This is a genomic window from Armatimonas sp., from assembly GCF_043757465.1.
GTDB lineage: Bacteria > Armatimonadota > Armatimonadia > Armatimonadales > Armatimonadaceae > Armatimonas.
In genome coordinates, this window is the sequence record NZ_JAYVPL010000025.1 from 1 (window position 1) to 23,017 (window position 23,017).

20 protein-coding genes and 3 tRNA genes are annotated in these 23,017 nt (G+C 60.7%); 6 read left to right on the forward strand and 17 right to left on the reverse strand.

Going from position 1 to position 23,017, the window contains the following annotated elements; genetic code table 11:
• Window positions 1-78: 78 nt before the first annotated feature.
• Both ACH2ED_RS03490 and ACH2ED_RS03495 read right to left on the reverse strand, forming a co-directional pair.
• Window positions 79-261 carry an HNH endonuclease gene (locus tag ACH2ED_RS03490; protein WP_395088824.1) on the reverse strand — a complete coding sequence of 61 codons (183 nt, stop codon included), beginning with the start codon at window positions 259-261 and terminating at the stop codon, window positions 79-81.
• A gap of 4 nt (window positions 262-265) precedes the next feature.
• Window positions 266-547 (reverse strand): hypothetical protein, encoded by a 282-nt coding sequence (locus ACH2ED_RS03495; RefSeq protein ID WP_395088825.1) that lies wholly within the window; start codon window positions 545-547, stop codon window positions 266-268.
• A 72-nt stretch (window positions 548-619) separates the two neighbouring features.
• Between ACH2ED_RS03495 and ACH2ED_RS03500 the strand changes: the two genes are divergently transcribed.
• On the forward strand, window positions 620-1,705 hold the full coding sequence (locus ACH2ED_RS03500; RefSeq protein WP_395088826.1) for a glycoside hydrolase family 172 protein: 1,086 nt from the start codon (window positions 620-622) through the stop codon (window positions 1,703-1,705).
• A 41-nt stretch (window positions 1,706-1,746) separates the two neighbouring features.
• Here the strand turns inward: ACH2ED_RS03500 and ACH2ED_RS03505 are convergent.
• The 3 genes from ACH2ED_RS03505 to ACH2ED_RS03515 form a co-directional block, all read right to left on the reverse strand.
• Window positions 1,747-1,820: transfer RNA gene (locus ACH2ED_RS03505), tRNA-Glu, on the reverse strand.
• A 23-nt stretch (window positions 1,821-1,843) separates the two neighbouring features.
• Window positions 1,844-1,917: transfer RNA gene (locus ACH2ED_RS03510), tRNA-Asp, on the reverse strand.
• Window positions 1,918-1,948: 31 nt separating this feature from the next.
• Window positions 1,949-2,020, reverse strand: a tRNA-Val gene (locus ACH2ED_RS03515).
• A 103-nt stretch (window positions 2,021-2,123) separates the two neighbouring features.
• Between ACH2ED_RS03515 and ACH2ED_RS03520 the strand changes: the two genes are divergently transcribed.
• The 3 genes from ACH2ED_RS03520 to rsmI are packed head-to-tail and all read left to right on the forward strand — an operon-like array spanning window position 2,124 to window position 5,374.
• Entirely contained in the window at window positions 2,124-2,963 is an 840-nt protein-coding gene (locus ACH2ED_RS03520) for a sugar phosphate isomerase/epimerase family protein (RefSeq protein ID WP_395088827.1), read from the forward strand.
• Window positions 2,954-4,528: a peptidylprolyl isomerase gene (locus ACH2ED_RS03525; RefSeq protein ID WP_395088828.1), complete on the forward strand. Its 1,575-nt coding sequence runs from the start codon at window positions 2,954-2,956 to the stop codon at window positions 4,526-4,528. The genes ACH2ED_RS03520 and ACH2ED_RS03525 overlap by 10 nt, the downstream gene beginning before the upstream one ends.
• Window positions 4,529-5,374 carry a 16S rRNA (cytidine(1402)-2'-O)-methyltransferase gene (rsmI, locus tag ACH2ED_RS03530; RefSeq protein WP_395088829.1) on the forward strand — a complete coding sequence of 282 codons (846 nt, stop codon included), beginning with the start codon at window positions 4,529-4,531 and terminating at the stop codon, window positions 5,372-5,374.
• Between the two features lie 28 nt (window positions 5,375-5,402).
• Here the strand turns inward: rsmI and ACH2ED_RS03535 are convergent, their stop codons facing one another.
• From ACH2ED_RS03535 to ACH2ED_RS03575, 9 genes are all read right to left on the reverse strand, one after another.
• Window positions 5,403-6,611: a CehA/McbA family metallohydrolase gene (locus tag ACH2ED_RS03535; protein ID WP_395088830.1), complete on the reverse strand. Its 1,209-nt coding sequence runs from the start codon at window positions 6,609-6,611 to the stop codon at window positions 5,403-5,405.
• 82 nt (window positions 6,612-6,693) lie between these two features.
• Window positions 6,694-7,770, reverse strand: coding sequence for a Gfo/Idh/MocA family protein (locus ACH2ED_RS03540; protein WP_395088831.1), 1,077 nt, complete (start codon window positions 7,768-7,770; stop codon window positions 6,694-6,696).
• Window positions 7,771-7,857: 87 nt separating this feature from the next.
• The gene (locus ACH2ED_RS03545) at window positions 7,858-8,142 is read right to left on the reverse strand and encodes a hypothetical protein (RefSeq protein ID WP_395088832.1); all 285 of its coding nucleotides are present in this window, start codon (window positions 8,140-8,142) and stop codon (window positions 7,858-7,860) included.
• Entirely contained in the window at window positions 8,118-9,788 is a 1,671-nt protein-coding gene (locus ACH2ED_RS03550) for an ABC transporter permease subunit (RefSeq protein WP_395088833.1), read from the reverse strand. The genes ACH2ED_RS03545 and ACH2ED_RS03550 overlap by 25 nt, the downstream gene beginning before the upstream one ends.
• Window positions 9,775-12,003 (reverse strand): glycosyl hydrolase family 95 catalytic domain-containing protein, encoded by a 2,229-nt coding sequence (locus ACH2ED_RS03555; protein ID WP_395088834.1) that lies wholly within the window; start codon window positions 12,001-12,003, stop codon window positions 9,775-9,777. Before ACH2ED_RS03555 ends, ACH2ED_RS03550 begins: the two co-directional genes overlap by 14 nt.
• A complete protein-coding gene (locus tag ACH2ED_RS03560; RefSeq protein WP_395088835.1) occupies window positions 12,000-12,986 on the reverse strand; it encodes a hydroxyacid dehydrogenase in 987 nt (328 codons plus the stop codon). The genes ACH2ED_RS03555 and ACH2ED_RS03560 overlap by 4 nt, the downstream gene beginning before the upstream one ends.
• A complete protein-coding gene (locus tag ACH2ED_RS03565) occupies window positions 12,983-14,128 on the reverse strand; it encodes a Gfo/Idh/MocA family protein (RefSeq protein WP_395088836.1) in 1,146 nt (381 codons plus the stop codon). Before ACH2ED_RS03565 ends, ACH2ED_RS03560 begins: the two co-directional genes overlap by 4 nt.
• 84 nt (window positions 14,129-14,212) lie before the next feature.
• The gene (locus tag ACH2ED_RS03570; RefSeq protein ID WP_395088837.1) at window positions 14,213-15,283 is read right to left on the reverse strand and encodes a hypothetical protein; all 1,071 of its coding nucleotides are present in this window, start codon (window positions 15,281-15,283) and stop codon (window positions 14,213-14,215) included.
• 21 nt (window positions 15,284-15,304) lie between these two features.
• Window positions 15,305-18,550, reverse strand: coding sequence for a S41 family peptidase (locus ACH2ED_RS03575; protein ID WP_395088838.1), 3,246 nt, complete (start codon window positions 18,548-18,550; stop codon window positions 15,305-15,307).
• A gap of 66 nt (window positions 18,551-18,616) precedes the next feature.
• On the opposite strand from ACH2ED_RS03575, the gene ACH2ED_RS03580 reads away from it, so the two are divergent.
• A complete protein-coding gene (locus ACH2ED_RS03580; protein WP_395088839.1) occupies window positions 18,617-19,639 on the forward strand; it encodes a hypothetical protein in 1,023 nt (340 codons plus the stop codon).
• A gap of 30 nt (window positions 19,640-19,669) precedes the next feature.
• Here the strand turns inward: ACH2ED_RS03580 and ACH2ED_RS03585 are convergent, their stop codons facing one another.
• Window positions 19,670-20,713: a hypothetical protein gene (locus ACH2ED_RS03585; RefSeq protein ID WP_395088840.1), complete on the reverse strand. Its 1,044-nt coding sequence runs from the start codon at window positions 20,711-20,713 to the stop codon at window positions 19,670-19,672.
• Window positions 20,714-20,795: 82 nt separating this feature from the next.
• Between ACH2ED_RS03585 and ACH2ED_RS03590 the strand changes: the two genes are divergently transcribed.
• A complete protein-coding gene (locus ACH2ED_RS03590; RefSeq protein ID WP_395088841.1) occupies window positions 20,796-22,259 on the forward strand; it encodes a hypothetical protein in 1,464 nt (487 codons plus the stop codon).
• On the opposite strand, the gene ACH2ED_RS03595 is transcribed toward ACH2ED_RS03590, so the two are convergent.
• Both ACH2ED_RS03595 and ACH2ED_RS03600 read right to left on the reverse strand, forming a co-directional pair.
• Window positions 22,251-22,505, reverse strand: a complete 255-nt coding sequence (locus ACH2ED_RS03595) for a hypothetical protein (RefSeq protein WP_395088842.1) — start codon at window positions 22,503-22,505, stop codon at window positions 22,251-22,253. The two genes, ACH2ED_RS03590 and ACH2ED_RS03595, sit on opposite strands and share 9 nt — an antisense overlap.
• Window positions 22,506-22,529: 24 nt before the next feature.
• The gene (locus ACH2ED_RS03600) at window positions 22,530-22,907 is read right to left on the reverse strand and encodes a hypothetical protein (RefSeq protein WP_395088843.1); all 378 of its coding nucleotides are present in this window, start codon (window positions 22,905-22,907) and stop codon (window positions 22,530-22,532) included.
• Between the last annotated feature and the right edge of the window lie 110 nt (window positions 22,908-23,017).

A 23,017-nucleotide genomic window follows, 5' to 3' on the forward strand; every position in this document is an offset into this window, starting at 1 on the left:
CCTTCACAGGGTTATGGAGTACAATCCGTATGAAAATGCTTCACTACACATTTTGCAAGGCGGGAATTTTGCCCCCGCTCAACCCATGACTGGAGTTAAGTTATCGAGAGCCGTGAAACCGCCATGTTTTTCGGCGATGATATGGTCTATCTCATGAGAGATATTGGTATCGTCCTCGTGAATAAGACAGTACTCGCAACACCCTTGCGCTCGCTGCCACACTTGCCGACGGTATGCTTGAGAAATGTACGTCCGGCTCACGACTTCACGCCGCTTTTGCGGGAATAGGAGAGGCCCCGGTCTGGATCATTCGTGCACGAATTTTTGCCATTCGTACCAGATGCTCTAGCTGGACAAAGTAGCTCAACTCACTCTCTTCCTCAGGAGTAAGACTACCTTCTCGCTTGCGATCTACAAGCTCATAGGCACGGTGCTGCGTCGCTTCTGAGGGCCGGAACGAAACAACGGTTTCTGGCCCCCCTCCCTGCGCGATGAGCTGAATAAACTCATCATACACCATTCCCTTGGCTCGCCCTTTGTCGTCCATGATCGTATTGTATCGCTCAACACACAGGAACCCCATTTATTGCCCCCGTCCCACGTCAGGTAAGATACGCGCATGAATCTTTATGAGAAACCACGCGGGGTCGAGACGCGCTGGGCGAGCTTTGAGAATTTGACGGCGGGACGAGGCGAGGGTGGCCAGGAGAATCGTGGTGCGAAAGGCCATGCGTTCGACTCGCTGGAGCCGGGCGAGACGAAAACACTGCTGGATATTTCAGGCAGCGGAACACTCACCCGCATCTGGATGACCGTCAGCGACCGGAGCCCGGAGATGCTACGGGCGCTGCGCTTGGAGATGTTCTGGGACGGTGCCAGCACTCCTGCCGTCTCCGTGCCGCTGGGGGATTTCTTCGGCATTGCACTGGGCCGCAAGACACCGTTTGAGTGCGCTCTCTTCTCCGACCCTGAGGGTCGTAGCTTTAATGCTTTTGTACCGATGCCCTTCCGCACGGCGGCGCGGGTGACACTCACCAACACGTCGGAGGCGCGCCTGCCGCACCTGTTCTACGATATTGACCTCCTGCTCGGGGTAACCCACACGCCGGAGACGCTCTACTTCCACGCACAGTTTCGCCGGGAGTCGCCCAATGTACTCGGAGAAGACTTTCTCATCCTTGCCCAGATCTCGGGCAGCGGGCGCTTTCTGGGCTGCAACCTCGGGGTCATCGCCGACGAGCGCTACGAGGGCGCTTGGTGGGGCGAGGGCGAGATGAAAGTCTGGATGGGTGACGATACCCACCCGACACTTTGTGGCACCGGCACGGAGGACTACATTGGCACGGGCTGGGGACAGGGAGCCTACGCCCAGCGTACCCAGGGCTGCCCCATCGCCGATAGCGCCCAGCGCCAGTGGGCGTTTTACCGCTACCATCTGGACGATCCGATCTACTTTGACGGAAGCTGCCGCGTGGCCATCCAGACCATCGGAGGCACGGCAAAAGAAAAAGTGATCGCCCTGCAAGAAAAAAACGTCGCCCTCACCCCTGTCAGCATTGACACGGGCCAGCCCGGCGGCTTCCTCCCGCTCATGGATCTGCCCCAGCCCCTAGAGCTCGCTACCCAGCCCGACGGCTGGTGCAACTTCTGGCGTCAAGATGACTGGTCTGCAACGGCCTACTTCTACCTTGATACCCCAGAATAGGAGCGCAAAAAACAAAAGCCTCCGCAGGATACGGAGGCTCATAGCCCGTGCGGGATTCGAACCCGCGATCTCCTGACTGAGAATCAGGCATCCTGGACCCCTAGACGAACGGGCCACAAGTGTTTTGGAGAAAACACACGGAGATGACGGGGCTCGAACCCGCGACCTCTGCCTTGACAGGGCAGCGCTCTAACCAACTGAGCTACACCTCCACAAACCAGCAAACCCCCATCCACAACACAATGGGCGAGGAGGGATTTGAACCCCCGACCACCTGTTTGTAAGACAGGCGCTCTACCGCTGAGCTACTCGCCCTGAAGCAGACGCGGAGGGTATTTTAACATGGGAGTCTTCTCTTGTCAAGTAGTGTGCTTTGGATTTCTTGACAGCGACCCCGCGAGACAGTACACTCCCCAGTATGCGTCTCTCCGTAATCACCGATGAGATCGCGCAGGATCTGTCCCATGCTCTGGCTGTGATGTCAGAATATGGCCTCAAAGAGGCGGAGCTGCGCAATGTCTATGGTAAGTATATTGTTGATGCCGATGAGGATCTGCTGCGCCGTGTCGAGCAGGATCTCGCGGCCGGTGGGTTTACTGTCCCGTGCATTGATACTCCTCTCTACAAGTGTGATCTGACTGGGCTGGCCGCCGCAACCGGGGCGACCCACAATGCCCAGGAACGCACGCTCGAAGACCAGATCCCACTTCTGGAGCGGAGTATTGCTCTGTGTAAGCGCTTCAATGCTCCTTATATTCGTATCTTTGCCTTCTGGCGACGTGGCCCGCTCACCGACGAGATCGAGGATCGGATCGCGCAGGAGCTAGTGCGCCCGTGCCAGATCGCGGAGGCGGCAGGGGTGACTCTGCTCCTGGAGAACGAGCATGCCTGCTATCTGGGAAGCGGCGTGGAGACCGCACGGATGATTGCGCGGGTGAACTCTCCGGCCTTGAAGATGCTCTGGGATCCGGGCAACGCGCTCCATGCGGGTGAGCTACCTTTCCCCACGGGCTGGGAAGCCGCCCGCCCTTATACCGAGCACATTCATATAAAAGATGCGCGAAGGCTTAGCGAAGATAAGCTAGCTTGGACGGTGGTAGGCGAGGGAGATATTGACTATAAAGGTCAGATCGCGGCACTCAGAGCCAGCAACTACTCCGGTGCCATCGCGCTGGAGACACACTATAAAGCCCCCGACGGCGACTCAGAAACCTCGTCGCGTGCCTGTTTGGAAGGGATGATTCAGCTATGTCGTTGATGGGAATGAAGCAGCATATCCAAAAGTTTTCCTTGCCTATTGTGGCGTTTATTGGTGTCAGTATGCTTGGCACGTCGGTTTACAGTGGGCTGGGGCGCAACTCCGGCAATGCACGTACGCGTAGCGAGGCGAAGGCCGAAGCCACTGTTGCGCAGGTGGGCAGTCAGGCTGTCACCCAGCGCATGCTGGACCGGATCATGGAGCCACAGCTCCAGCAGTTCAAGATGTTCGGAATGCCTCCTCCCCCTGCGGAGGCACTGGATGGCTACCGGCTCCGGGCACTCGACGACATCAAGTCCCAGGAAGCACTGGTTGTCGCCGCCCAAAAAGCGGGCATCACCATTAGCGATGCGGAAATGAAAACAGGCACCGATGAGGTCTGGGAGACACAGGTGCGCAGCAAGATCGCCCAGCAGCTCACGCTGAGCGAGAAGGCGACGGATAAAGAGATCAACGACACCCTTGCAAAGCAAGGAGCCAATATTAGTGTCGCAAGCCTTAAAGAGCAGCTTATTCTTCCTGATTCCCTCAGGATCAAGCTCTTCAACGACAAGCTCACCAAGCAACAGGCAGAAAAGCTTGTCGCACTTGAGACCTATAAAGTGCGGCATATTCTCATCAACTGGGATAGCAAAAAGACCACGGAAGCTGCCGCCAAAGCCAAGGCTGAGAAGCTCCTCGCCGATGTCAAGGCGAATCCTACCAAGTTTGCCGAGCTTGCCAAGGCCAATAGCGACGATCCGGGCTCCAAGGACAAAGGCGGCCTCTACGAGTGGAAAAAAGAAGAGCTGACGGGCCTGGTTCCTGAGTTCAAGGCGGCCATTGCGACTCTCAAGCCCGGTGAGACGACGCCCGCGCTGGTACGTCACGCCGACCCGAAAAGCTATAGTGGTTTTCACATTATCCATCTGGATGCGATCAGCAAGGCCACCCCGGAGAAGCGAGAGGAGCTGGCACGTGGCGAGATCACCAAGCTCGTGGATGCGGCGGCTCCGGGGATCAAGGTCGAGGTGCTAGATCCGGGCATGCGCTCAATGCAGCTCTTCCAGGATGCCTCTAAATATCCCGCGAAGCCGGATGAGAAACTGCTCAACCAGGCAATAGCGGAGCTAGATAAAATCAAAAAAGAGGACGACCGTGCAGGAATTGTTCCCTTGCGCAAGGCCGCGATTCTGGAGAAGCTCAAGCAGCCAGAGAAGGCTATCGTGGCTCTCGAAGACGCGATTCAGTCCAATGGGGACAAGGTTGAGACACGTATTCGCATCACCACGCTTCTGATTGCCAAGGGCGATAAGGCGGGTGCCATCAAGCAGCTCGCCGAGGCGGAGAAGCTCGCCTTGCCTGAGCCCGGTATCTGGGGACAGCTAGGGCAGCTCTACAAGCAGGCGGGCGATACGGTGGGCGAGCGGCGGACACTGGAGAAGAACCAGGCCTACACCCTTCGTCAGCAACAGCTCCAGGCTCAGGAGCAGGCGCTCGCGGCCAAAAATGCGCCGCCGAGTCAAAATGCGCCGCCGAGTCAAAATGCGCCGGGCAAGAGCACAAACGCACCGGGCAAGAGATAAATGCCGCCTCGCGCCGGGGTGCTCTACCTAATCGCCACACCCATTGGCAACCTGGAGGACATCACGGCGCGGGCGCTGCGCCTCTTGCGGGAAGTGGATGTGATTGCTGCCGAGGACACGCGGGTAACCCGTAAGCTCCTGGCGCACTTTGACATCCACACACCGCTGATCTCCTTCCATGCACACTCATCGGCGGGGCGGCAGGATGCCCTCCTAGGCCGACTTCTGGCAGGCGCGGCGGTGGCGCTGGTCTCGGATGCAGGAACACCGTGCGTCTCGGACCCTGGCGCGGATTTAGTGGCGGACGTGGTGTCTGCCGGGGTGCGTGTCGAGCCGATTCCGGGGGCGAGCGCTCTGCTCTGTGCCCTGATTGCCTCCGGGTTGCCCACCGGCCGTTTTGTCTTTGAGGGGTTTCTGCCCCGCACCAAGCCGGACTTTCGGGAGCGTGTCAAACAGCTTGCCCGCGAGGAGCGCACGACCATTCTTTTCGAAGCGCCGCCGCGTCTGATTGAGACCCTGAAGGCGCTGGCGGCAGCGTGCGGCGAGGATCGTCCGGCGAGCGTGGGCCGTGAGCTGACCAAGAAATTCGAGGAGCACGTGCGCGGCTCGCTCGCCGAGATTATCGCGCACTTTCAAGAGACTGCGCCCCGGGGTGAGTGCGTGATTGTGATCGGTAGTGCCCCGCCACAGCCCGACGTGGCTCCTAACCCCGATGCCTTGTTGCTCCAGGCGCTTGCCGAAGGAAGTTCGCCGAAAGATGCCGCCCGAAGTGTCGCCACTACCACAGGGCTTGCCAAGAACGCCCTCTACCAGCGGGTTCTGGAATTACGGGAGCCAACCCCCTAACCCCCGCCGAGCGGGGGAATAGTAGGGACTATTTCACGTAGATCGGGTTGGTGAAGGCCCAGGGGCGCGCTCCGAGAAAGAGCGGCCCGCGCTGTATCCCGACCCGATAGGCTTCAATCCGATAGGCGCCGGGTCTATCAGTGCGGTAGCTCAGGCTCCCTTTGCCCGCCGCCACAATACCCCCTCCGGCCCGGTAGAGCCGCAAGAGCGCCGTCTCCGGCCCCGTCGCCGTAAGCATTGCACCAACGGGCGCACCATCGCCCATGAGAATGGCCCCCTGGCCCCCGCCGGGCGGGGGAGTTGCATGAAAATCTAGCGCGATCTCCCCAAGGCAGTCGTAGGCAAAGAAGCAGTGCCCGGCGCGAATGGCTGTGTGAATGGCTTTGGGGGTGCGTGTCTCGGCAAGAACATGCGTGGTGACAGCGCGGAATGAGTTTTCATAGCTCGGAATCGGGTGCTTTTTCTTGCCGATCTTCAGGAGCGCATGAGCATCGAGTGCGCCCAGACCAATTTGTTTCTTGCCCTGCGCGAGCAAGCGATCCCAGCTCGCCAGCGACGCGTCCGGGCGGGTGCAGAGGGCTTGGAGCACAGTGAGCTCACCTTTGAGCCTCCAGAGTAGCAGGAGCCAGGTGAGCGAGAGCGGGTTGATGTGCTCACGCGCCACGGTCGAGAGATTGAGCGCCTCCAGCCCCGCGCAGCCCGTCGCGTCCCAGGCATCCCAGGGGTGCTTCATGTCATCGGGCAGCGAGACCAGCGGCAGGCCCCCCACGGCCAGAATTGCGTCTATAGCCACTTGCGGCGGCTGGTTGGGAGCAAACTGGAAATCCCCCGGCAGGTCCAGTGCCAGCAGAAACGCCCCGCCTTTGACCGTGATCTCATCGCCAACAATCAGAAACGGGGTCTGCCCGGCGTAGCGCTCCTCTAAACCATCGGCCTTGGGGCGCATCGTGTTGTGATCCGTAAGGAGCACGAAGTCTACGCCCGCCGCTTTGGCCGCGCCCATCACCTCTTCAATCGTGCCCGCGCCATCGGAGTAGGTGCAGGTGTGGACATGGAGCGCGCCGCGAAGCCAGCCCCCCCCGCCCCCGCCCAGCGGGGGGGCCTCCAGAATTCCCCCGCCCGGCGGGGCCCCGGGGGGTGGCTGCCACAAGAAACGCCCGGCGAGCGCGTCCCAGAAGCCACGTGCACCCAGCACGGTGGCGGCGATTCGGAGCCTGGTGCGAAGAGACGAAGCCATACAATCATACAAAACCCCCTCTCGCGCCCGCGAAGCGGGGAAAACGGCGAGAGGGGGTGGCGCGAAGCGCCGGGGGAGTGCCCTAGAACGTCACCGTCTGGCCGGACTTGCTGGAGGCGTAGATGGCTTCCAGAACCTCGGAGACGACGCAGGCTTGCTCGGGAGTGACAATCAGCTTGCCATTGCCGCGCACGGCTTCGATCCAGACGCGGGCCTCGACATCCTCGGCCTTATTGGACGCGCCATCATAAAACGCGACGCCGCCCGCTTCGGTCTGGACTTTGGTGTCGTAGAGGCGCGAGTGGTGCTCGCCGTTGATCCACAGACCGCCGTTCATGTCCGCGCCCGCCTCGGTGCCAAAGAGCGTGCACTTGGCCTCGCCCGCCTCGCGGACATTGAGTGCCCAGCTCGACTCCAAATAGATGGTGGAGCCGTTCTTCATCTTGATAAAACCAAAGGCGCTATCCTCGACGGTGTACTCTTTAGGGTCCCACGGGCCCCAGGCATTGGCGGAGTTCGGTCGGTCAGCCAGCTTGCGGAAGACCGATCCAGTGACAGACGCCACTTCGTAGTTGCCCATCAGCCAGAGCGTCAGGTCCAGTGCGTGGGTGCCGATATCAATCAGCGGCCCGCCACCCTGCTTCTCTTCGTCTAAAAACACGCCCCAGGTGGGGACGGCGCGGCGACGAACCGCGTGGGCCTTGGCCATGTAGATCTCGCCCAGCTCGCCCGCGTCAATGCGCTGCTTGAGAGCCTGGCTATCGGCGCGGTAGCGGGACTGGTAGCCGATGGTGAGCAGCTTGCCGCTCTTCTTAGCCGCCGCGACCATGGCGCGCGCACCGTCGGCAGTCTTGGCCATAGGCTTCTCGCACATCACGTTCAGGCCGGACTCCAGCGCCGCAATCGCGATCTCATGGTGCGAGCTATTGGGGGTGCAGATGTGCACGGCATCCAGTCCGCCCACACTGAGCAGCTCTTTGTAGTCCGTGTAGACTTTAGCGCCCGCTGCGCCGTACTCCTTGGCGGCTTTCTCCGCCTTTCCCCCAACAATGTCGCAGAACGCGACCATCTCGACACCTGGCACGGTCTTGAGGCTGGGCATGTGCTTGCCATTGGCGATTCCGCCGCAGCCGATAATTCCAACTCTGGTAGTGGACATAGATTCTCCCCGACGTATTTCGTGTTTCTACGCGACGGCAACGCCGCGAAAGTTCCCGACTATGTTACCCACAATCGCCCTTGATTGCTATCTTCCCTTGATAGCGCCGAAGGTCATTCCACGCAGGAGATGGTTGCGCATGAGGAACGTGAAGACGGCGGCGGGGAGCAGAAAGACCATGGCCTTGGCGGCGACGGCGTTCCAGGGGATCGAGCCGCCACCGATCACGGCAGTGATGGACGGCGGCGCGGTGAGAGGCTCCAGGCCGGAGAGGAAGTAACCAAAAGCGTACTCGTTCCAGGCGTTGAGGAACACAAAAACGGCAGTGGTGGCCATGCCGGGAAGCACTAGGGGCAGGACGGTTTTCTGCATGGCACGCAGGCGCGAGTAGCGGTCCAGGAGCGCGGCCTCTTCGTACTCCGGCGGGACATCGTTGTGAAGCCCTTCATCAGCCAGGTCGCAAACGCCACCCCGACCGTGGTGTAGAGCAGCCCCAAGCCAAAAAGCGTGTTGAGCATTTTGATGCCCGTTTTTTGCTCGATGAGCTGGTACATCAGGTACACCGGCACGAGCACCACAACGGGCGGGAGCATACGGGTCGAGAGAATAAAAAAGAGCGCATCGCCCTTGGCCTTGATCTTGAAGCGCGAAAACGTGTAGGCCGCGAGCGTTCCCATAAAGACCGCAATCACGGTGGAGACAACGCTCACTAAAAGGCTGTTGCCCATCTGGCCCATGAACTTCTTGCCGTCGTCGGTAGTGAAAATAGCGGAGTAGTTCTCGCCCGTCGGGGAAAAGGTGAACTTGGGCGGCATGGCATTGACATCGGTGTACTGCTTCAGCGAGGTCACAATCATCCAGCCCAGCGGGAAGAGATAGGCAAAGAGCGCGACACCGATCCCGATAAAGGCCAGAACCGACCGAATCTTCCGGGGCACGTAGAATGTCCCGGCGATCAGGGCCACCAGCAAGAGCAACCCGCCGACGAACATCCCGCCCCCGGCCTTGTACGCTCCCCAGAGCAGAAGCAGTCCCAGTGTCGGCGGGGCGGCCTTCTGGAGCCCGACGAGCCACGGAGTCTCGGGGGCGAAGAGCGGGGCGGCATCGAGCTTGGCCTCGCCACGGACGCGGGCCATCATCATTAAGTAGAGATTGGTCAGCCCGATAATCACCAGCAACACAATATAGGCCAAGGCGCAGGCCTTGCCCGTGTTCCAGTTGCGGAGTGCCTCACGGAAGACCTGAATCGAGACAGTCTCCACGGTCGCGCCACGCTCGGTCATGATCCAGGCCAGATCGAACATCTTGAAGCTATCGAGCGTGCGAAAGAGCAGCGCGATCAGCAGCAGCGGCGTGATGAAGGGCATGGTGATGAACCGAAAGCGGAACCACTCGCTTGCCCGATCCACACTCGCCGCTTCGTAGAGTGTTTTAGGGACGCTCGCTAGCCCCGCCAGCGCGATGAGCATCACAAACGGAGCCCACTGCCACGTATCCGCGATCACCACGGACCAGAGCGCATGGTCTTTATCGGTCCAGTTGATCGGCTTCTTCGGATCCATCAGCCCCACGGAGCCCAGCAGCCAGTTGATCACGCCAAAGTTGGTATCCAGCAAGAAGCGCCAGAAAAGCCCTACCACCACGGAGCTCAGCATCATGGGCAGTAAGAAAAGCGTGGTGATGATTCCCTTGAGCTTGAAGCTGCGGTTCAGCAAGATCGCCAGCCCGAAGCCCACGGCAAGCTGCAAGCCCACGGCAAGCAACACAAAAGCCGCCGTGGTTGTAAACGACTGCCAGACCTGCTCCCGGCTCATCATCTCGGTGTAGTTGGCATTACCAATCCACTCCGCGGGCTTGTTGGCATTGGCCTTGAACTTGGTAAAACTCAGGCCCAGTGACCAGAACAGCGGGAAGATATTCATGGCTACCAGCAATAAAATTGTGGGTAGCAGAAAGAGATTCGCGACCGCACGGTCGGTGAGCGCTTTTTTCGGCGCGGGGGAGTCAGTCTTCGGCACGGCTCAGTATACCAAATGTAGATTCGTCGGGAAACGTGTAGACGCCGCCTTTGCGTGTCTTGAGGAAGGTCACCCTCTCACCGATGCGCACGTAGCACTCGCCGCCGTTTAGGGATGTCAGTGTGGCGTGAGTGAGCTGGCTGTCTCGCCACTGGAGGCTGACCAGGTATCCTCCTCGGGCACGCAGGCCAGAAACACTTCCCTCTTTCCACTGCGGCGGCAGAGCGGGCAGGAGATGAATCTCACCGCCGTGGCTCTGGAGCAGCAGCTCACAGATGCCGCTCACGGCGCCAAAGTTGCCGTCAATCTGGAAGGGAGGATGCAGATCAAAGAGATTCGGGGCCGTGCGCTCGGGGGTGAGAAGATTCACCAGAAGTGCGTGCGCCCGCTGGCCGTCGCCAAGCCGCGCCCAGAGGTTGAGCTTCCACGCCAGGCTCCAGCCCGTCGCTAGATCGCCGCGCAGCTCTAAAGACTTGCGGGCAGCGGCGAGCAGCTCTGGTGTCTCCCGCGTGATCTGTGCGCTCGGATAGAGCGCATAGAGGTGCGAGACATGCCGGTGATCGCGCTCCGGGGCGTCTAAGTCCCAGTCCTCCAGCCACTCCTGGAGCTGGCCCGCGCTTCCGATCTGCAGAGGCGGGAGCTGGGCACGCGCCGTGCGAACGCGGGCAACAAACTCGGTGTCGCGCTTGAGAATCTCTGCCGCGCTCGCCAGATTATCAAAGAGATCCCCAATAACCTGGCTGTCCATCGAGGGGCCGGCGCAGAGGCTCACGCCCGGGTGGTGGGCGTTTTCGGGGGAGTTGCTCGGGCAGGTAACCAGCCAACCACTCTTAGGATCGGTCACCAGAGTGTCTAGAAAGAAATCCGCCGCCCCGCGCAGGATCGGGTAGTACAGGGCGAGCGCACGCTTATCGCCGGTGAACTCGTAGTGATCCCAGAAGCTCTTACACAGCCACGCGCCGCCGCAAGGCCACATTCCCCAGAAGGCACCGTCCACGGGAGCGGTTCCCCGCCAGCCATCGGTGTTGTGGTGACAAACCCAGCCGCTCGCTCCGTAGTGTGCCTTCGCGGTGCGCCTCCCCGACTCTGCCAGATCCCCGATCAGCCGAAAAAGCGGCTCGTAGCACTCCATAAGATTCGCGGGCGCGGCGGGCCAGTAGTTCATCTCCGTATTAATATTGACGGTGTACTTGCTGTCCCACGGCGGGGTGAGCGAGTCATTCCAGAGCCCCTGGAGCGTGGCCGCCGAGCCGCCCGGACGGGAGCACGCGATCAGTAAATAGCGTCCGTAAGCAAAGTGCAGCGCCGCCAGCGCGGGATCCGTGCCGGTGGCGAAGTTGCGCACGCGCTCGTCGGTGGGCAGCTCCAGCTCCGGGCCAAGATCCAGTGCCACTCGGGAATAGAGCTTCTGATAGTCCGCGACATGGGTCACCTTAAGACGATCCCAGGACTTCTTCATGGCCTTGGAGAGTGCCTTCACGTTTCGAGTCGCGGAGTCGTCGGAGGTATCCTGCCAGCTTGCGTAGCTGGTGGCCAGGGACAGGAAAATCGTGACACAGCGCGCCCGGACATTCAGCCGCCCTCCCTCGGCGGTTATTGTCCCATTTCCCTCCAGACGCACTTGTGCCCGCGCCTCAAACAGAACCGTATCGCTCATGCCCGAGAGAAGCAGTGTCTTGCCCGAGGCGCGGCTCTCGTGGGCGAGGTGAGGACAGTGCATCCCTAGGCTCAGGCTCATGAGTGCGATGGACGAGAGCCTCATAATAATCAGACCATCGGGCTGGCTGGCGAAGACCTCGCGGGTGAACTCCACGCCGCCCTGGGTGTAGCGCACCCGAGCAACGGCTTCGTCTAGGTCAAGCTCCCGCTCGTAGTCCTGGATCTCTGCGCCTGAGGCAGGCGGCTGGACGCTCAGCAACAGGCTTCCCAGCGCTTGGTAGGGCATCTGGCGCAGTGGCTGACTCAGGAAACGCTCCTGCACCAGCGCCTGGGCATCCTCGTACTCCCCGGCAAAAATCAGCCGACGGATCTCCGGGAGCGCTTTGTGCGCGTCGGCGTTCGCGTAGTCGTGGGGACCACCGGCCCAGAGGTTGCCGTGGTTGAGTGCGAGCCGCTCGTTTTCGACTCCCCCATAGACCATCGCCGCGAGGGTTCCATTGCCCAGAGGGAGTGCCTCCAGCCAGTCCTGTGCGGGCTTGTCATACCAGAGTCTCATGCCATTGTCTCCAACATCTCCAAAGTGACGGCATAGCGAAGGGTTTCCCCTGCTTGCCAGCACTCAAACTCATCGAGGCACCAGTCGGCCATGCGGCGGGTCTCGTCGTTGACGGAGCCCGCGATATGACTGCTGAGCCGCACACTGGGCAGCTCCCAGAGCCCCGAATCTGACGGGCAGGGCTCAGGCCACGTGACATCGAGCAGTGCCGTGAGATCAGGCCGAATTTTAAGCACAGCGACCAGCTCGCTCTCGATTACTGTCTGGCCACGCCCCGTATTGATAAAAACGGCACCGGGCCGAAGTTTTGCAAAGTGTGCCCCCGTCAGCATGGCCACGGTCTGCGGGTTATTGGCCAGGTGATTTGATACCACGAAGCCGCGAGAGAACGCCGCGTCGAGGCTGACTTTCTCCACCCCGAGAGCCACCGCGTCTTCCTCGCTTAAAAACGGATCAAAGACAAGCACTTTCAGCGCAAAGGGCTTCAGTAGCGCGATCACCCGTCGCCCGATGGCCCCCACGCCCAGGAGCGCCACCTCCTCGCCGTAGCTGCCGGGGCCACGAAAAGCCGTACGCGTTTTTACATCGTGGAACTCCCAGGTATTGCGGAAGTAGCCCTTAGTCGCCAAAAGAATCTGCGCCAGTGTGAACTCCGACACCGGCACGGCATTGGCCTGCCACGCGCTCACCACCGTGATTCCCCGCTCTAGCAGAGGTCGGGCAAAGCTCTGCACCGAGCCTGCGGCGTAGAAAACCGCACGCAGGCTTGGCAGCGCATCGAGCTGGCTCTCGGTGAGACACGGCATTCCCCAGGTGGAGAAGATCACCTCCAGCGCACTCAGCTCCGGCAAAATCGCCTCCAGCTGGGCGGGCGCGATGATCTCGGGCCGAAGCTGTGCTAGCCGTGCCAACCTCTTCACACGCGGGGCATCGAAGAGGCGGTGTATAGTATCGGGCGGGGCGAGAAAGGCGGCTAAGGTCACGGAGCCAGCGGATCCAGAGCCACCCAGCGGCGCTCTTCCCAGGACTTCAGGCCCGCCTCGGCAAGCTGGACACCTTTGGCGCCCTCGCGTAGATCGTAGACCCAGGGGGTATCCAGCACGACATGCTTTAAGAACATCTCCCACTGGATTTTAAAACCATTGTCCAGAATCTGGTTGGTCGGAACCGTCATCCAGTTCTCGGCGAAGTCAATCGGCGAGTCAATATCCGGGTTCCAGACCGGTCTTGGTGTCGCACCGTACGGCTGGATCGTGCAGCCACGTAGCCCCGCCACAGCGCTGCCCTGCGTGCCATCCACTTGCAGCGTGAGCAGATCATCACGGCGCACGCGCACGGTCCAGCTAGAGTTAAACTGTGCCACTACGCCGTTTTCCAGCTCGAAAGTGGCGTAGGCCGAGTCGTCGGCGGTGCAGGCATACGGCTTCCCGCTCTCGTCAATGCGCTCTTTCACGTGGGTCGCCCCCAGACACGAGACAGCTTTGACCTCGCCAAAGAGATTGTCCAAAACATAGCGCCAGTGGCAGAGCATGTCCACAATAATCCCGCCACCGTCTTCTTTGCGGTAGTTCCAGCTCGGGCGCTGCACCGGAATTGCATCGTGGCCGGTAAAGACCCAGTAGCCAAACTCGCCGCGCACCGAGAGAATCTCGCCAAAAAAGCCGGAATCTATTAAGTTTTTGAGCTTCACCAGCCCTGGCAGAAACAGCTTATCCTGCACGACCCCTTGCTTGACACCCGCCTTCTTCGCCGCTTCGTAGAGCTCGTACGCCTCCTTGGTGGTCGTCCCCGACGGCTTCTCGCAGTAGATATGCTTACCCGCCGCGATGGCCTTCAGCACCGCCGGGCCGCGCAGCTGCGTGAGTTGGGCATCGAAGTAGATCGGGTAGGCTGGATCGGCTAAGACGCCCTCAAGGTCCGTCGTGTACTTCACGCCTCCCGCACGCGCCGCCAGCTCCGCGAGTTTTTTCTCGTTGCGCCCCACCAGAATTGGGTCGGGGACAATACTCTCGCCGTCGCCGATTTTGACGCCGCCCTGGTCGCGAATCGCCACAATGGAGCGCAGCAAGTGCTGGTTGGTTCCCATGCGCCCTGTGACGCCGTTCATGATCACACCGATCTGCATACAAAAAACCTTCGTTTCAAAAGAATTACGAATGATTGTATCGCAGACCGGTGTTTGATTTAATCAACCGATTTATAAACCCACTCAAAGTTCCAGCGAGTAGACCCGACGAGATCCCAACGCACCGGCCCACCGCACGAGCAAGACCCGCTTACCATCCGGTGACCAGGAGAGAATCCGCCAGGTTGGATCGCCGTCGGGGATATTGGAAACGTCGTCGGTGGCGAGGCAACGGCTTTGTTTTCCCTCGCGTGAAACCAGCCAGAACTCCCGGTGCTTCTCCGAAAAGTTGTGGTTAAAGAGCGCTACCCAGAAATCCTGATATGGGATTGGCTTGTTCTTTACGGTGAAAATCATAAAACGGCTCTTTGTATCGTAGCTCAAAGCCTCGTCAGTGACAGAGGAAGCTAAGGGAGACTCGTATTGGTCCGGAAGGGCTTCACAGGCATCAAAAGAATCGGGATGGCAGAGGACAATGGCATCGAGAAACCCCCTGTGAACCAGACGGCCATCTGCCTGCACTCCCTTGGGGTTTACTTTAATCCGTTGCGATGAGACTCTCTTTCCCGATAAGTCATGTCTGTCCAGCCAGTTTTTATAGCTCGCATCCGAGCCCGCAACGCCTCGGTAGTTGCACCAGAACACGTACCAGCCGCTGCTGTCGGGGAACCAGAAGGTCTTTCGATCCTCGCGATCCTTCTCCGTTGTCGGTGCGGAGAGTCTACGTTTCTCGCTGCCATCGCTGCGAACCAGAAGCCACCCCGTCCGACGGTCCCCTTCGTGATTGGTAATTCCCTCTTCATAGAGAAGCCACTTTCCGTCGGGTGAGGGAATGGGGCCATTTCGGTAGGGACTGTCGAAAACCAGGCCGCCTATCTTAGTTGGCTCAGGCACGACGGGCAAAGGGCGCTCTTGGTTGGTTGCGAGATCAACGATGCGTGGCACGATGTGAGTCGGAGCCGTGTGGCGTGTGGAGCCCACGATCACCTCGTGGTTGGAAAGCCAGTAAAGCTCCTCGTCGCAGTTGTCTAGGCGGGGCACACGGCGGGCGATGCGCTCAATCTTCGGCAGCGGCGCGGCCTGCCAGAGGGCGAGCATGGTGGTTGCGGCGACGAAACCTAGTGCGCCCAGAAGTAGCTTTTTGCGGGTGCCCATGAGGGATTGTACCGCAGATACCTACCGCCGCTTGGGAAACGCCTTGTTCGGATACGGCGGCACAGTTATCTTGGGAATCGGGTTCTTCTCTAGCTCCCTGAGCAAGTGCTGAATCGCCGCGTCGAGCTGGGCGTCTTTACCGTCGTAGGTGGCACGGGGGAGGTTGTCCACGACAATATCCGGCTCGACACCGTGGCCCTCGATCAGCCAGTTGCCCTCGGGGCCGAAGACACCAAACTCTGCCGCGCTGGCGATTCCCCGGTCCACTAGCGTGTTGGAGGATGTCAGCCAGACCTCACCGCCCCAGGTGCGGGTTCCGATCACCTTGCCGAGGCCCAGGCGCTTGAAGCCCTCGGCGAACGCCTCGCCATCGGAGGCGGTGTTTTCATCGCAGAGCACGACCAGCTTCCCACGGAAGGCGTACTGCATGTTCCAGGTGGGAGCGCCCACGGGTGCTTTCCAGAACATCCAGGCCTTGCGCACGAGTTTTTCTAAGATCCAGCTATCAATATTGCCGCCGCCATTGTGGCGCACATCAATAATCAGACCGTCGCGGTTGAAGACCGGGTAGAACTCCCGCTCCCACTGCGCGATATCGCCGTCGCCCATCGCCCGCAGGTGGACATAGCCCAGCTTGCCCGCCCCTGCTTTTTCCACCGCCTGTCGCCGTGAGAGCTCCCAGTTGCTGTAGCGCAGATCCCACTCCTGTCCGCCAGAGATCGCCGTGACAATCACATCCCGCGCTTTAGTCGCATCGCCGCCCGGGTAGAGCCTCAGACGTACTTGCTTGCCCGCTTGTGCCCGCAGAAGCTGCGCGGGATCGTCCACGGAGAGCGTCGGGACACCGTTGAGCTGCGCGATCACATCGCCCTCGCTCGCCTCGACACCGGGTTTGAGCAGAGGCCCGAGCTTCTCGGGGAGATCCGGGTCGGTGCGCCAGAGCCGCGTAATGCGCCAGCCGCCCTTTGCCTCCTCTTTTTCCCACTCCGCCCCCAACCCGGCGACCGTGATCTGATCCGTCCCGCCGCGCTGGTCGCCGCTGCTCACAAACGTATGGAGCACCGAGAGCTCGCCCATGAGCTGCGCCAGTACATCGGAGAGGTCGGCGCGGCAGGCGATGCGTGCGGCCAAGGGGCGGTACTTTTCGCGCAGGGCTTTCCAGTCCACGTTATGCATCTTGGGATCGTAGAAGTAGTCCCGGTGGAGCCGCCAAGCCTCCTCGAACATCTGCCGCCACTCTTCTTTCGGGTCGAGCGAGAAGCTCCAGCGGTCTACAAGCACGACGCGGCTCTTGGCGGGATCGGGGCCACCGCTTGCCTCGAAGACCAGCAGCGCGTTTCCTTGTCGGATAAGCACTTTCTTGCTATCGGCGCTCAGCTCGTAGCTGCTCACATTGCTGGCAACGGGCTCCAGCTTAATGTCCTCGCTGCGAATTGCGAGAGCCACCAAACTCGCGCCACTGTCATTATTTGAGAGTAAAAAGAGCTTCTTGCCATCGGTCTTGAGGCCGCTGTAGTTTCCGGCGGGAACGGGTACCAGGCTCAGGCGCTTGGCAATTCCCTCGGTCAGAATTTCGGGGAGCACTGGATCGGCTTTCTTTTCCTCAGGCTTCTTTGGCTCCGCTTTCTTCTCAGCTTCCAGCTCATCGTCGGGGAGAAACGGCGAGCGGTTGCCGGGCTGGAGGCTCAGCGCGAAGACCTGGGTTTGATTTTCAAAGTAGGGCTCGGGCTGGCGCGGTCCCCACGGCGAGCCCACTTTGGAGTGAAACGAGCGGTCGGAGAGAAAGTAGAGAAACTTGCCGTCGGGGGAGAACGCCGGGTCGGAGCAGTCGTAGCGGTCCGTGGTCAGCTCAGTCGTTTGTCCCGTCTTGGTATCGTAGAGGCGGAGCGGGTTGAACTGGTTGGCGCACGGGTAGGTGAAGGCGATGTAGCGGCTGTCCGGGGAGAAGACAACGCTCCCGATAGTGCCGTCGTCGCTGGTGGCGATAATCTTGGTGATCTTGGCCGTGGCATCGTAGAGGTGCAGGCGGTAGAACTTATCGGTGTGGGCGATCCACTTGCCGTCGGGGGAGGGGGTCGTGTCCCAGCGCAGGACTTCGCCGTCTTTGGTGAGCTGCTCACGCGGCGCGTTCACGTCGCCAGTTGGGGGAAGCTTCCAGAGCTCCACTTCGCCGGACTCATCCGAGAGCGCCACAAGGCCCTTGCCATCGGGTAAAAAGCGTGCCTCACGGTAGCGCACGCCCGGCTTGCGAGTGGCCTCGACAAGCCGACCGGTGTGTGCGGTCGGCACCACAAAGACCTGCCCGCGCGCCGTCAGCACCACTTTATCGCCGCTCGGGGAGAGGTGTGCCGCCGTCACCCACTCCATGGGCTTCGTGATCCAGCGCTCGCGTAGCTGGTCGAAGTCCGAGCTGAGCGAGATTGCAAGCTTAATCGAAGTGCCCGTGGCGGCATCCGCGACCGAGAGATCCGCGCCGTGCTGGTAGATCAGCTTGCCATTGTCCATTTGCGGGTTCTGGACATCAAAGCCCGTCTCGTGAGTGACTTGCTTAAGATTCTTGCCGTTGCTGTCCATGCTCCAGACATTCATCACCCCATCACGATCCGAGAGAAAATAGACTTTCTCTTTCCAGACCATCGGGCTGCGGCTCGTGCCCTTGAAGTCCGCCGTCAGGGAGACCGCTTCGGGCGCATTGGGGGCAAGTTTCCAGAGGTTCTGTGCCGTGCCGCCCTGGTAGCGCTTGGTCTGGCTGCCTTGAAAATCCAGGCGAGTGAAGAAGAGATTCCCAGCCGCATCGTAGACACCGTCGCTGGCCTGGGAAAGAGGAATTCGGGTGCGCTGCTTCGTCTTCGGGTCAAGAGCAACCAGCTGCGTATTGGGCAGTGTGGCGTGCTTTCCCGTGGCGTAGAGCACTCTCCCCTCACCCGTCCAGCCGACAACCGTCCCGCCCGCTCCAAACGTCAACCGCGTCGGTTCGCCGCCGGTGAGCGGCATGATATAGACCTCGCCGGAGCCCTCGTAGGCCGCCGAGAACGCCACCCACTTGCCGTCGGGAGAGATTGCAGGATCCGACTCCTCGCTCGGGTGCGTCGTCAGTCGCGTCGCCAGCCCGCCGCTCGCAGAGACGCGCCACAGATCGCCCTCGGCGGCAAAGACCACGGTATCGCCACGCAGGCTGGGCGTCCGAAAGTAGCCCCGTGTTGTCGGAGCTTGCGCAGGCTGCATGAGGGCGAGAGCCGCCATAAAGAAGGGGGGAAAGAATATCATGCGGAAAATATACCCAATCACCTAGGCTGAATGAAGTCCGGCATAAGAAAGAGACTCTGAGTGGCTATGAACCGACTAATTTTGCGCGATGCGCCCCTCCGAACCGCGCTGGAGCTCTACTTCCGAACCGTCGGAATTAAAAACTACGTCATTGATAACCGTGTGCTTGGGCTTGTTACTGCAACGGGCTCCGTCACGGGCGATGCGTTCCCCACGGCGCTCTTTCCGGGCGTTGCCTACAAAATCGAGAACGGTGTCTGGGTTATCCAAGGGGCGCAGCCTGATGAGCGCTCCCGTGTGCTCCTGCAAAACAAACTGGCCTGCCCGACGTTTTTTGGAGAGCCGCGCCGTGTGGCCGGGGTGGCGCTGCGTTCCCAGGGCAGCCCGCTGGCAATTGTCGAGCATGGCTCGCCGCCCGATTCCGAGATTCGTGTCGTGGCCCGGGGCGATCACTTTGGCGAGGCGCAGGTCAGCGCGATCACGGAGCAGGGGCTGGTTCTGGCAGAGCGAGCACAGCGACTTGAGATTCCCCTCACCGGGCTTGTCCCACGCCCCGACGGCTCCCCTCTGGCGATTCCTGGGGTGGAGCGTGCCGTCTTCTCCGACGCTCCTCTGGCATCCGTGCTGGAGCTTCTCCTCAAGGCGGGCGGGCCGCGTTTCCAGTTCGAAGGCACTGCTGAGGGCTACGTCTCCGGCGAGACCACGCATTCTGTGCTGCCGACCATCTGGGCGTCCCTTCCGATGGCCTTAAGCTACCGTAAAGAGAACGACATCTGGCACGTGACCAAGCGCGGGAATGCCCCACCCCCCGCGCCACGTTTTGTCTCGCAGGAAGATATTCAGCAGGGCCGCGCGCAGCTTCCCGTGATCTTTGGAGCCCCCCGCCGTGTCGCCGCCGTGCTGCTGGGCGAGAAACCGCTGGCGCTGCTAGAGACCGGAAATCCCCCGCAGACAAAGCGCCAGACAGTGACAGAAGGCGATACCTACGAGAGCTTCCGTGTCGAGAAAATCACGCGGGAGGGCATCGTTTTTAACGACGGCACACGGCGCTTTCTGGTGCCACTGACACCGCTCAGCCCTAAGCCGTAGAATAATCACTATTTCCCTAAAGCCCAAACTCTAGCACAGTGACAGAAGCTCCTGAAGCCGTGCGGGCCAATTTTTGAGCTGGAGGCCGTGCTCCGCGAGCAGTGCCAGCGCGAGGCGCTCCATGCCAAAGGCGAGGCAGGCCGTGTGCGCCGCCGCGCCGTCCGGGGTGTGAATTTCAAAAAGACGGCCAAAGTGATCCTGGTGGTAGCTCGACGATATCACGGCTGTCGGACGCTCGTTGGAGGCGACGGGAATGCGCAGCTCGAACTTGCAGGCCTGAGCATCCTGTGGGGCGAGCGTTGCGTTCAGACCGATGCTTGCGAGAAATTCCTGTGCCCGCTCGATCCCGTTATCGCGAAAGTTTAGCGCCTGCTCGGGCGTGCCCGCGTGGACAAACTCCCGCATCCGAAACGAGCGCATTCGCAGGGGATTGAGCGACGGCTCATGGCGGTAGCACCAGTTCTCAACATCGGTCGTCTTGCCTGCCGCAGGAAGGGTCCCCGTGAGATACGGATAAACGTAGTAGCAGGCCGCCGGAGCCATCACCACATCCGAGATTTCCCGGTGCGGCAGCTCGCCCGCGTCCCCCACTGCTATCAGGGCCTCTTGCTCCGCCATCCCCTCGGTGAAACAGCACAGACAGCCCAGAAGCTGCGCACACTTCTCCACAGTACTACGAGGCAGCACAGGGGGGCAGCGCAGTACAAAAGTGCCTTCGGTGCGCCCAAGGCGCGTGATGTGGTGCTCCAGCCCCTCCATGAGCTGGGTAAACGCGACACCACGTGCGTAGATGCCCGGCAGGCTGGTAGGCAGGAGCAGACGTGCCACGAGGAGGCGGTCGAGATAGGCTTCCTCCGCAGTGATAGTGTGAGCAGTGGCCCTAGGAAATTGAGCGTGAGAGTCCTTGCGGAACCGCCCCGGAGCGAGCCGGGAGCGGTTTTGCACCGGCTTGATCCTCACCCGCACGACTGCCAACGACTTCAAGCCCACCTGGCAGGGGTCGGCGTTGAGAGAGAGCGGCTTGGCACCAGCCCCCATACTTTTCATCATGCTAGGACGAATCTGTTCCATCATTGAAATCTCCTGTACAGGGAGAACTTGTGCAACAATCGCGCCAGAACCGAGTGCGAAGCGCTTTTGCCTGGGAACGTGGACAGTGGCTCACGACGTACAGAACCTGATGCTTGATCTTGCCCGTTTTCGTCTGCTTGTCGCTCTCAGTGCGAAACTCACGCTGCGGGGCTACCTCAACAGCAAACCCGCTCTGCTCGGCGCGGCAGTGATACTCTTACTGAGCATTCCAGTGATCCTACAGCTTGCGCTCCGTCTGCAACACTTCTCGCTGAGCGTGATCTTTTTGTGGCTTTTTGTGGATCTCACCGCCACACCGCTCCTGCTCACGTCGCTCCTGCCTGCCTCCGGCGACCCAGCGCGGCTCCTGCACTACCCGATCACGCCTCGAACACTGGCTGCGGCGCTGGCCATGGGTGCGTTTCTCGAACCCGTCGGGCTGCTTATTCTCTCCCCGATTCTGATCGCACTGCCCGCGCACTTTGGGTTGAGCATACTCATTCCCGTCGTGTTACTGATCCTTACTGCACTTCTCTTAGGGCAAGCCCTGCTCTTTCTGGGCGGGGCGCTGGCACGCAACCGCCGGGTGCGAGAAAGTCTCTCGCTGGTGGTTCCACTCCTTGCGGCGGGAGTGTTTTTGCTCTTGGTACGTGCCCCGGCAAAGGCCGCCGTCCCGAGCCTTCCCTCTGGCCCGCCGCCTGTGGTTCTCGCGCTCAGCCCTCCCGGCCTGGCGGCGCAGCGGAGCATTGTCGGCTGTCTGGGCTTGCTGGCCTGGGGGGGCGGAGCGCTGCTACTCGCAGGAAAGCTGGCGGCGGCACGAGCGGGTACAGAAACAGAGCGCAACAACGGGGAGAAAGTGGGTATCTCGCCCCTAAAGTACCTGGCACGTGGCCCCGCGCTGACACTTGCCGCCAAGGAGCTCTCGTACTTCTTGCGCGAGCCACGGCTTCGGGGAACACTCAGTCGCTCCAGTATTGTGATGGTGGTCGTGGGTGTCCTCACACTCTACCCAACCAACGCCCCGCGCCTGCTCTGGGACTCGATTCTCGGCACAGGCACCCTGTTCTACCTACTCTTCTGGCTCCTGGAGCGCGCCTGCAACCAGTGGGGCACGGAGTCGGCGGCGGGGCGGCTGCTCTGGAGCTTTCCAGGGAAGCGCTGGCACTGGATTCTGGGCAAGAATCTCGCCCTTCTGCCGCTGCTCGGGGGCTGCGTCGCCTTCGCCCTCACCGAGTACGGCTTCCTCGCGCATCCCCCGGCAAAAGCCCAGGCGGGCTACTTTCTCACAGGCAGCCTGTGGATCTTCGGGATGCTCGCACTGGGTAACTTTGTCAGCCTTTTCTTATGCTTCCCGGTGCTGGGAAAAGCCACGCACTCCAACACGGGCCAAGACTTCACCACAGCCATTCTCTATGTTATTGTTGGGGTAGCCGCCGCCTACCTCACGACTGAGTTCTGGCTTGCCCCGCTTGCCTGGGCCGTCTCCGTTCCGCTCGCAGGTCGCTTACTTGCGAGGCGTGAGCCACAAATCATCGAGGCACTAGAGTAGCCACAAGAGATCATCGAAGGCTCCCTCGCGCACCAAGGGCTCCACTTCGCTAAAAAAAATAAACGTCTGCCCATGCTGCCCGATCTGGCTGTTGATCCGATAGCTGATGACCAGCTCCCGCAGTCGCCCTTGAATCGCCTCCAGCACCACCGGGTCGCGCGCGTCTGAGCGGCGCGGGGTCGCACGAGAGCTTTCTTTGAGCAGGTCGTATGTGCGCAGTGCTGCCGTCGCGATTTTCAGAGACATGACGCTATTCTACGCCACAGAAGGCTAGCGATGCGCCCCCTGTGCGATCAGCCAGTGAGACAGAAACAGAATCACGTCCACAAGAATAAAGATCGCCTGCTTGACCAGCCCTTGGGCGGCGTTGTGGCGCTCCGATTGAAGCGCAGCGGCAAACGATGCTTCTCGCTCTCGGGTTAGCTCCGTCTCGCTGGGCCGAACACGCTTCAAGTCGTTCTTGGTGGATTCTTTCTCCCAGTAGGCATCGTTGGAGAGGTGCTGGCGAAACTCCCAGCTTCCCAGGGCAAAGAGCGGGCTGAGGAAGCGAACAACGGTGTAGAGCGCGGTTCCCAGCGCGATTGCCAGAGCAATCGCTGCCACAAAACACACCGACAGGCCGTAGATTTCCAGAGGTGAGGCTTTCATGCCTTGCATTGAACCGCTGTGCCACGCCGTGCACCTGAGACGTTTGGCCCATCTCCGGGGCGTTGGCTTCCGGCAGCTAAAGCTGCCCGAGACGCAACGGCTCGTAAATT

Excerpts from the sequence above, each read along its gene's own strand:
- ACH2ED_RS03495 (WP_395088825.1), bottom strand. The coding sequence starts at position 547 with ATGGACGACAAAGGGCGAGCCAAGGGAATGGTGTATGATGAGTTTATT.
- ACH2ED_RS03500 (WP_395088826.1), top strand. The coding sequence starts at position 620 with ATGAATCTTTATGAGAAACCACGCGGGGTCGAGACGCGCTGGGCGAGC.
- ACH2ED_RS03520 (WP_395088827.1), top strand. The coding sequence starts at position 2,124 with ATGCGTCTCTCCGTAATCACCGATGAGATCGCGCAGGATCTGTCCCAT.
- ACH2ED_RS03525 (WP_395088828.1), top strand. The coding sequence starts at position 2,954 with ATGTCGTTGATGGGAATGAAGCAGCATATCCAAAAGTTTTCCTTGCCT.
- rsmI (WP_395088829.1), top strand. The coding sequence starts at position 4,529 with ATGCCGCCTCGCGCCGGGGTGCTCTACCTAATCGCCACACCCATTGGC.
- ACH2ED_RS03535 (WP_395088830.1), bottom strand. The coding sequence starts at position 6,611 with ATGGCTTCGTCTCTTCGCACCAGGCTCCGAATCGCCGCCACCGTGCTG.
- ACH2ED_RS03540 (WP_395088831.1), bottom strand. The coding sequence starts at position 7,770 with ATGTCCACTACCAGAGTTGGAATTATCGGCTGCGGCGGAATCGCCAAT.
- ACH2ED_RS03545 (WP_395088832.1), bottom strand. The coding sequence starts at position 8,142 with ATGCAGAAAACCGTCCTGCCCCTAGTGCTTCCCGGCATGGCCACCACT.
- ACH2ED_RS03555 (WP_395088834.1), bottom strand. The coding sequence starts at position 12,003 with ATGAGACTCTGGTATGACAAGCCCGCACAGGACTGGCTGGAGGCACTC.
- ACH2ED_RS03565 (WP_395088836.1), bottom strand. The coding sequence starts at position 14,128 with ATGCAGATCGGTGTGATCATGAACGGCGTCACAGGGCGCATGGGAACC.
- ACH2ED_RS03570 (WP_395088837.1), bottom strand. The coding sequence starts at position 15,283 with ATGGGCACCCGCAAAAAGCTACTTCTGGGCGCACTAGGTTTCGTCGCC.
- ACH2ED_RS03575 (WP_395088838.1), bottom strand. The coding sequence starts at position 18,550 with ATGATATTCTTTCCCCCCTTCTTTATGGCGGCTCTCGCCCTCATGCAG.
- ACH2ED_RS03580 (WP_395088839.1), top strand. The coding sequence starts at position 18,617 with ATGAACCGACTAATTTTGCGCGATGCGCCCCTCCGAACCGCGCTGGAG.
- ACH2ED_RS03585 (WP_395088840.1), bottom strand. The coding sequence starts at position 20,713 with ATGATGGAACAGATTCGTCCTAGCATGATGAAAAGTATGGGGGCTGGT.
- ACH2ED_RS03595 (WP_395088842.1), bottom strand. The coding sequence starts at position 22,505 with ATGTCTCTGAAAATCGCGACGGCAGCACTGCGCACATACGACCTGCTC.
- ACH2ED_RS03600 (WP_395088843.1), bottom strand. The coding sequence starts at position 22,907 with ATGAAAGCCTCACCTCTGGAAATCTACGGCCTGTCGGTGTGTTTTGTG.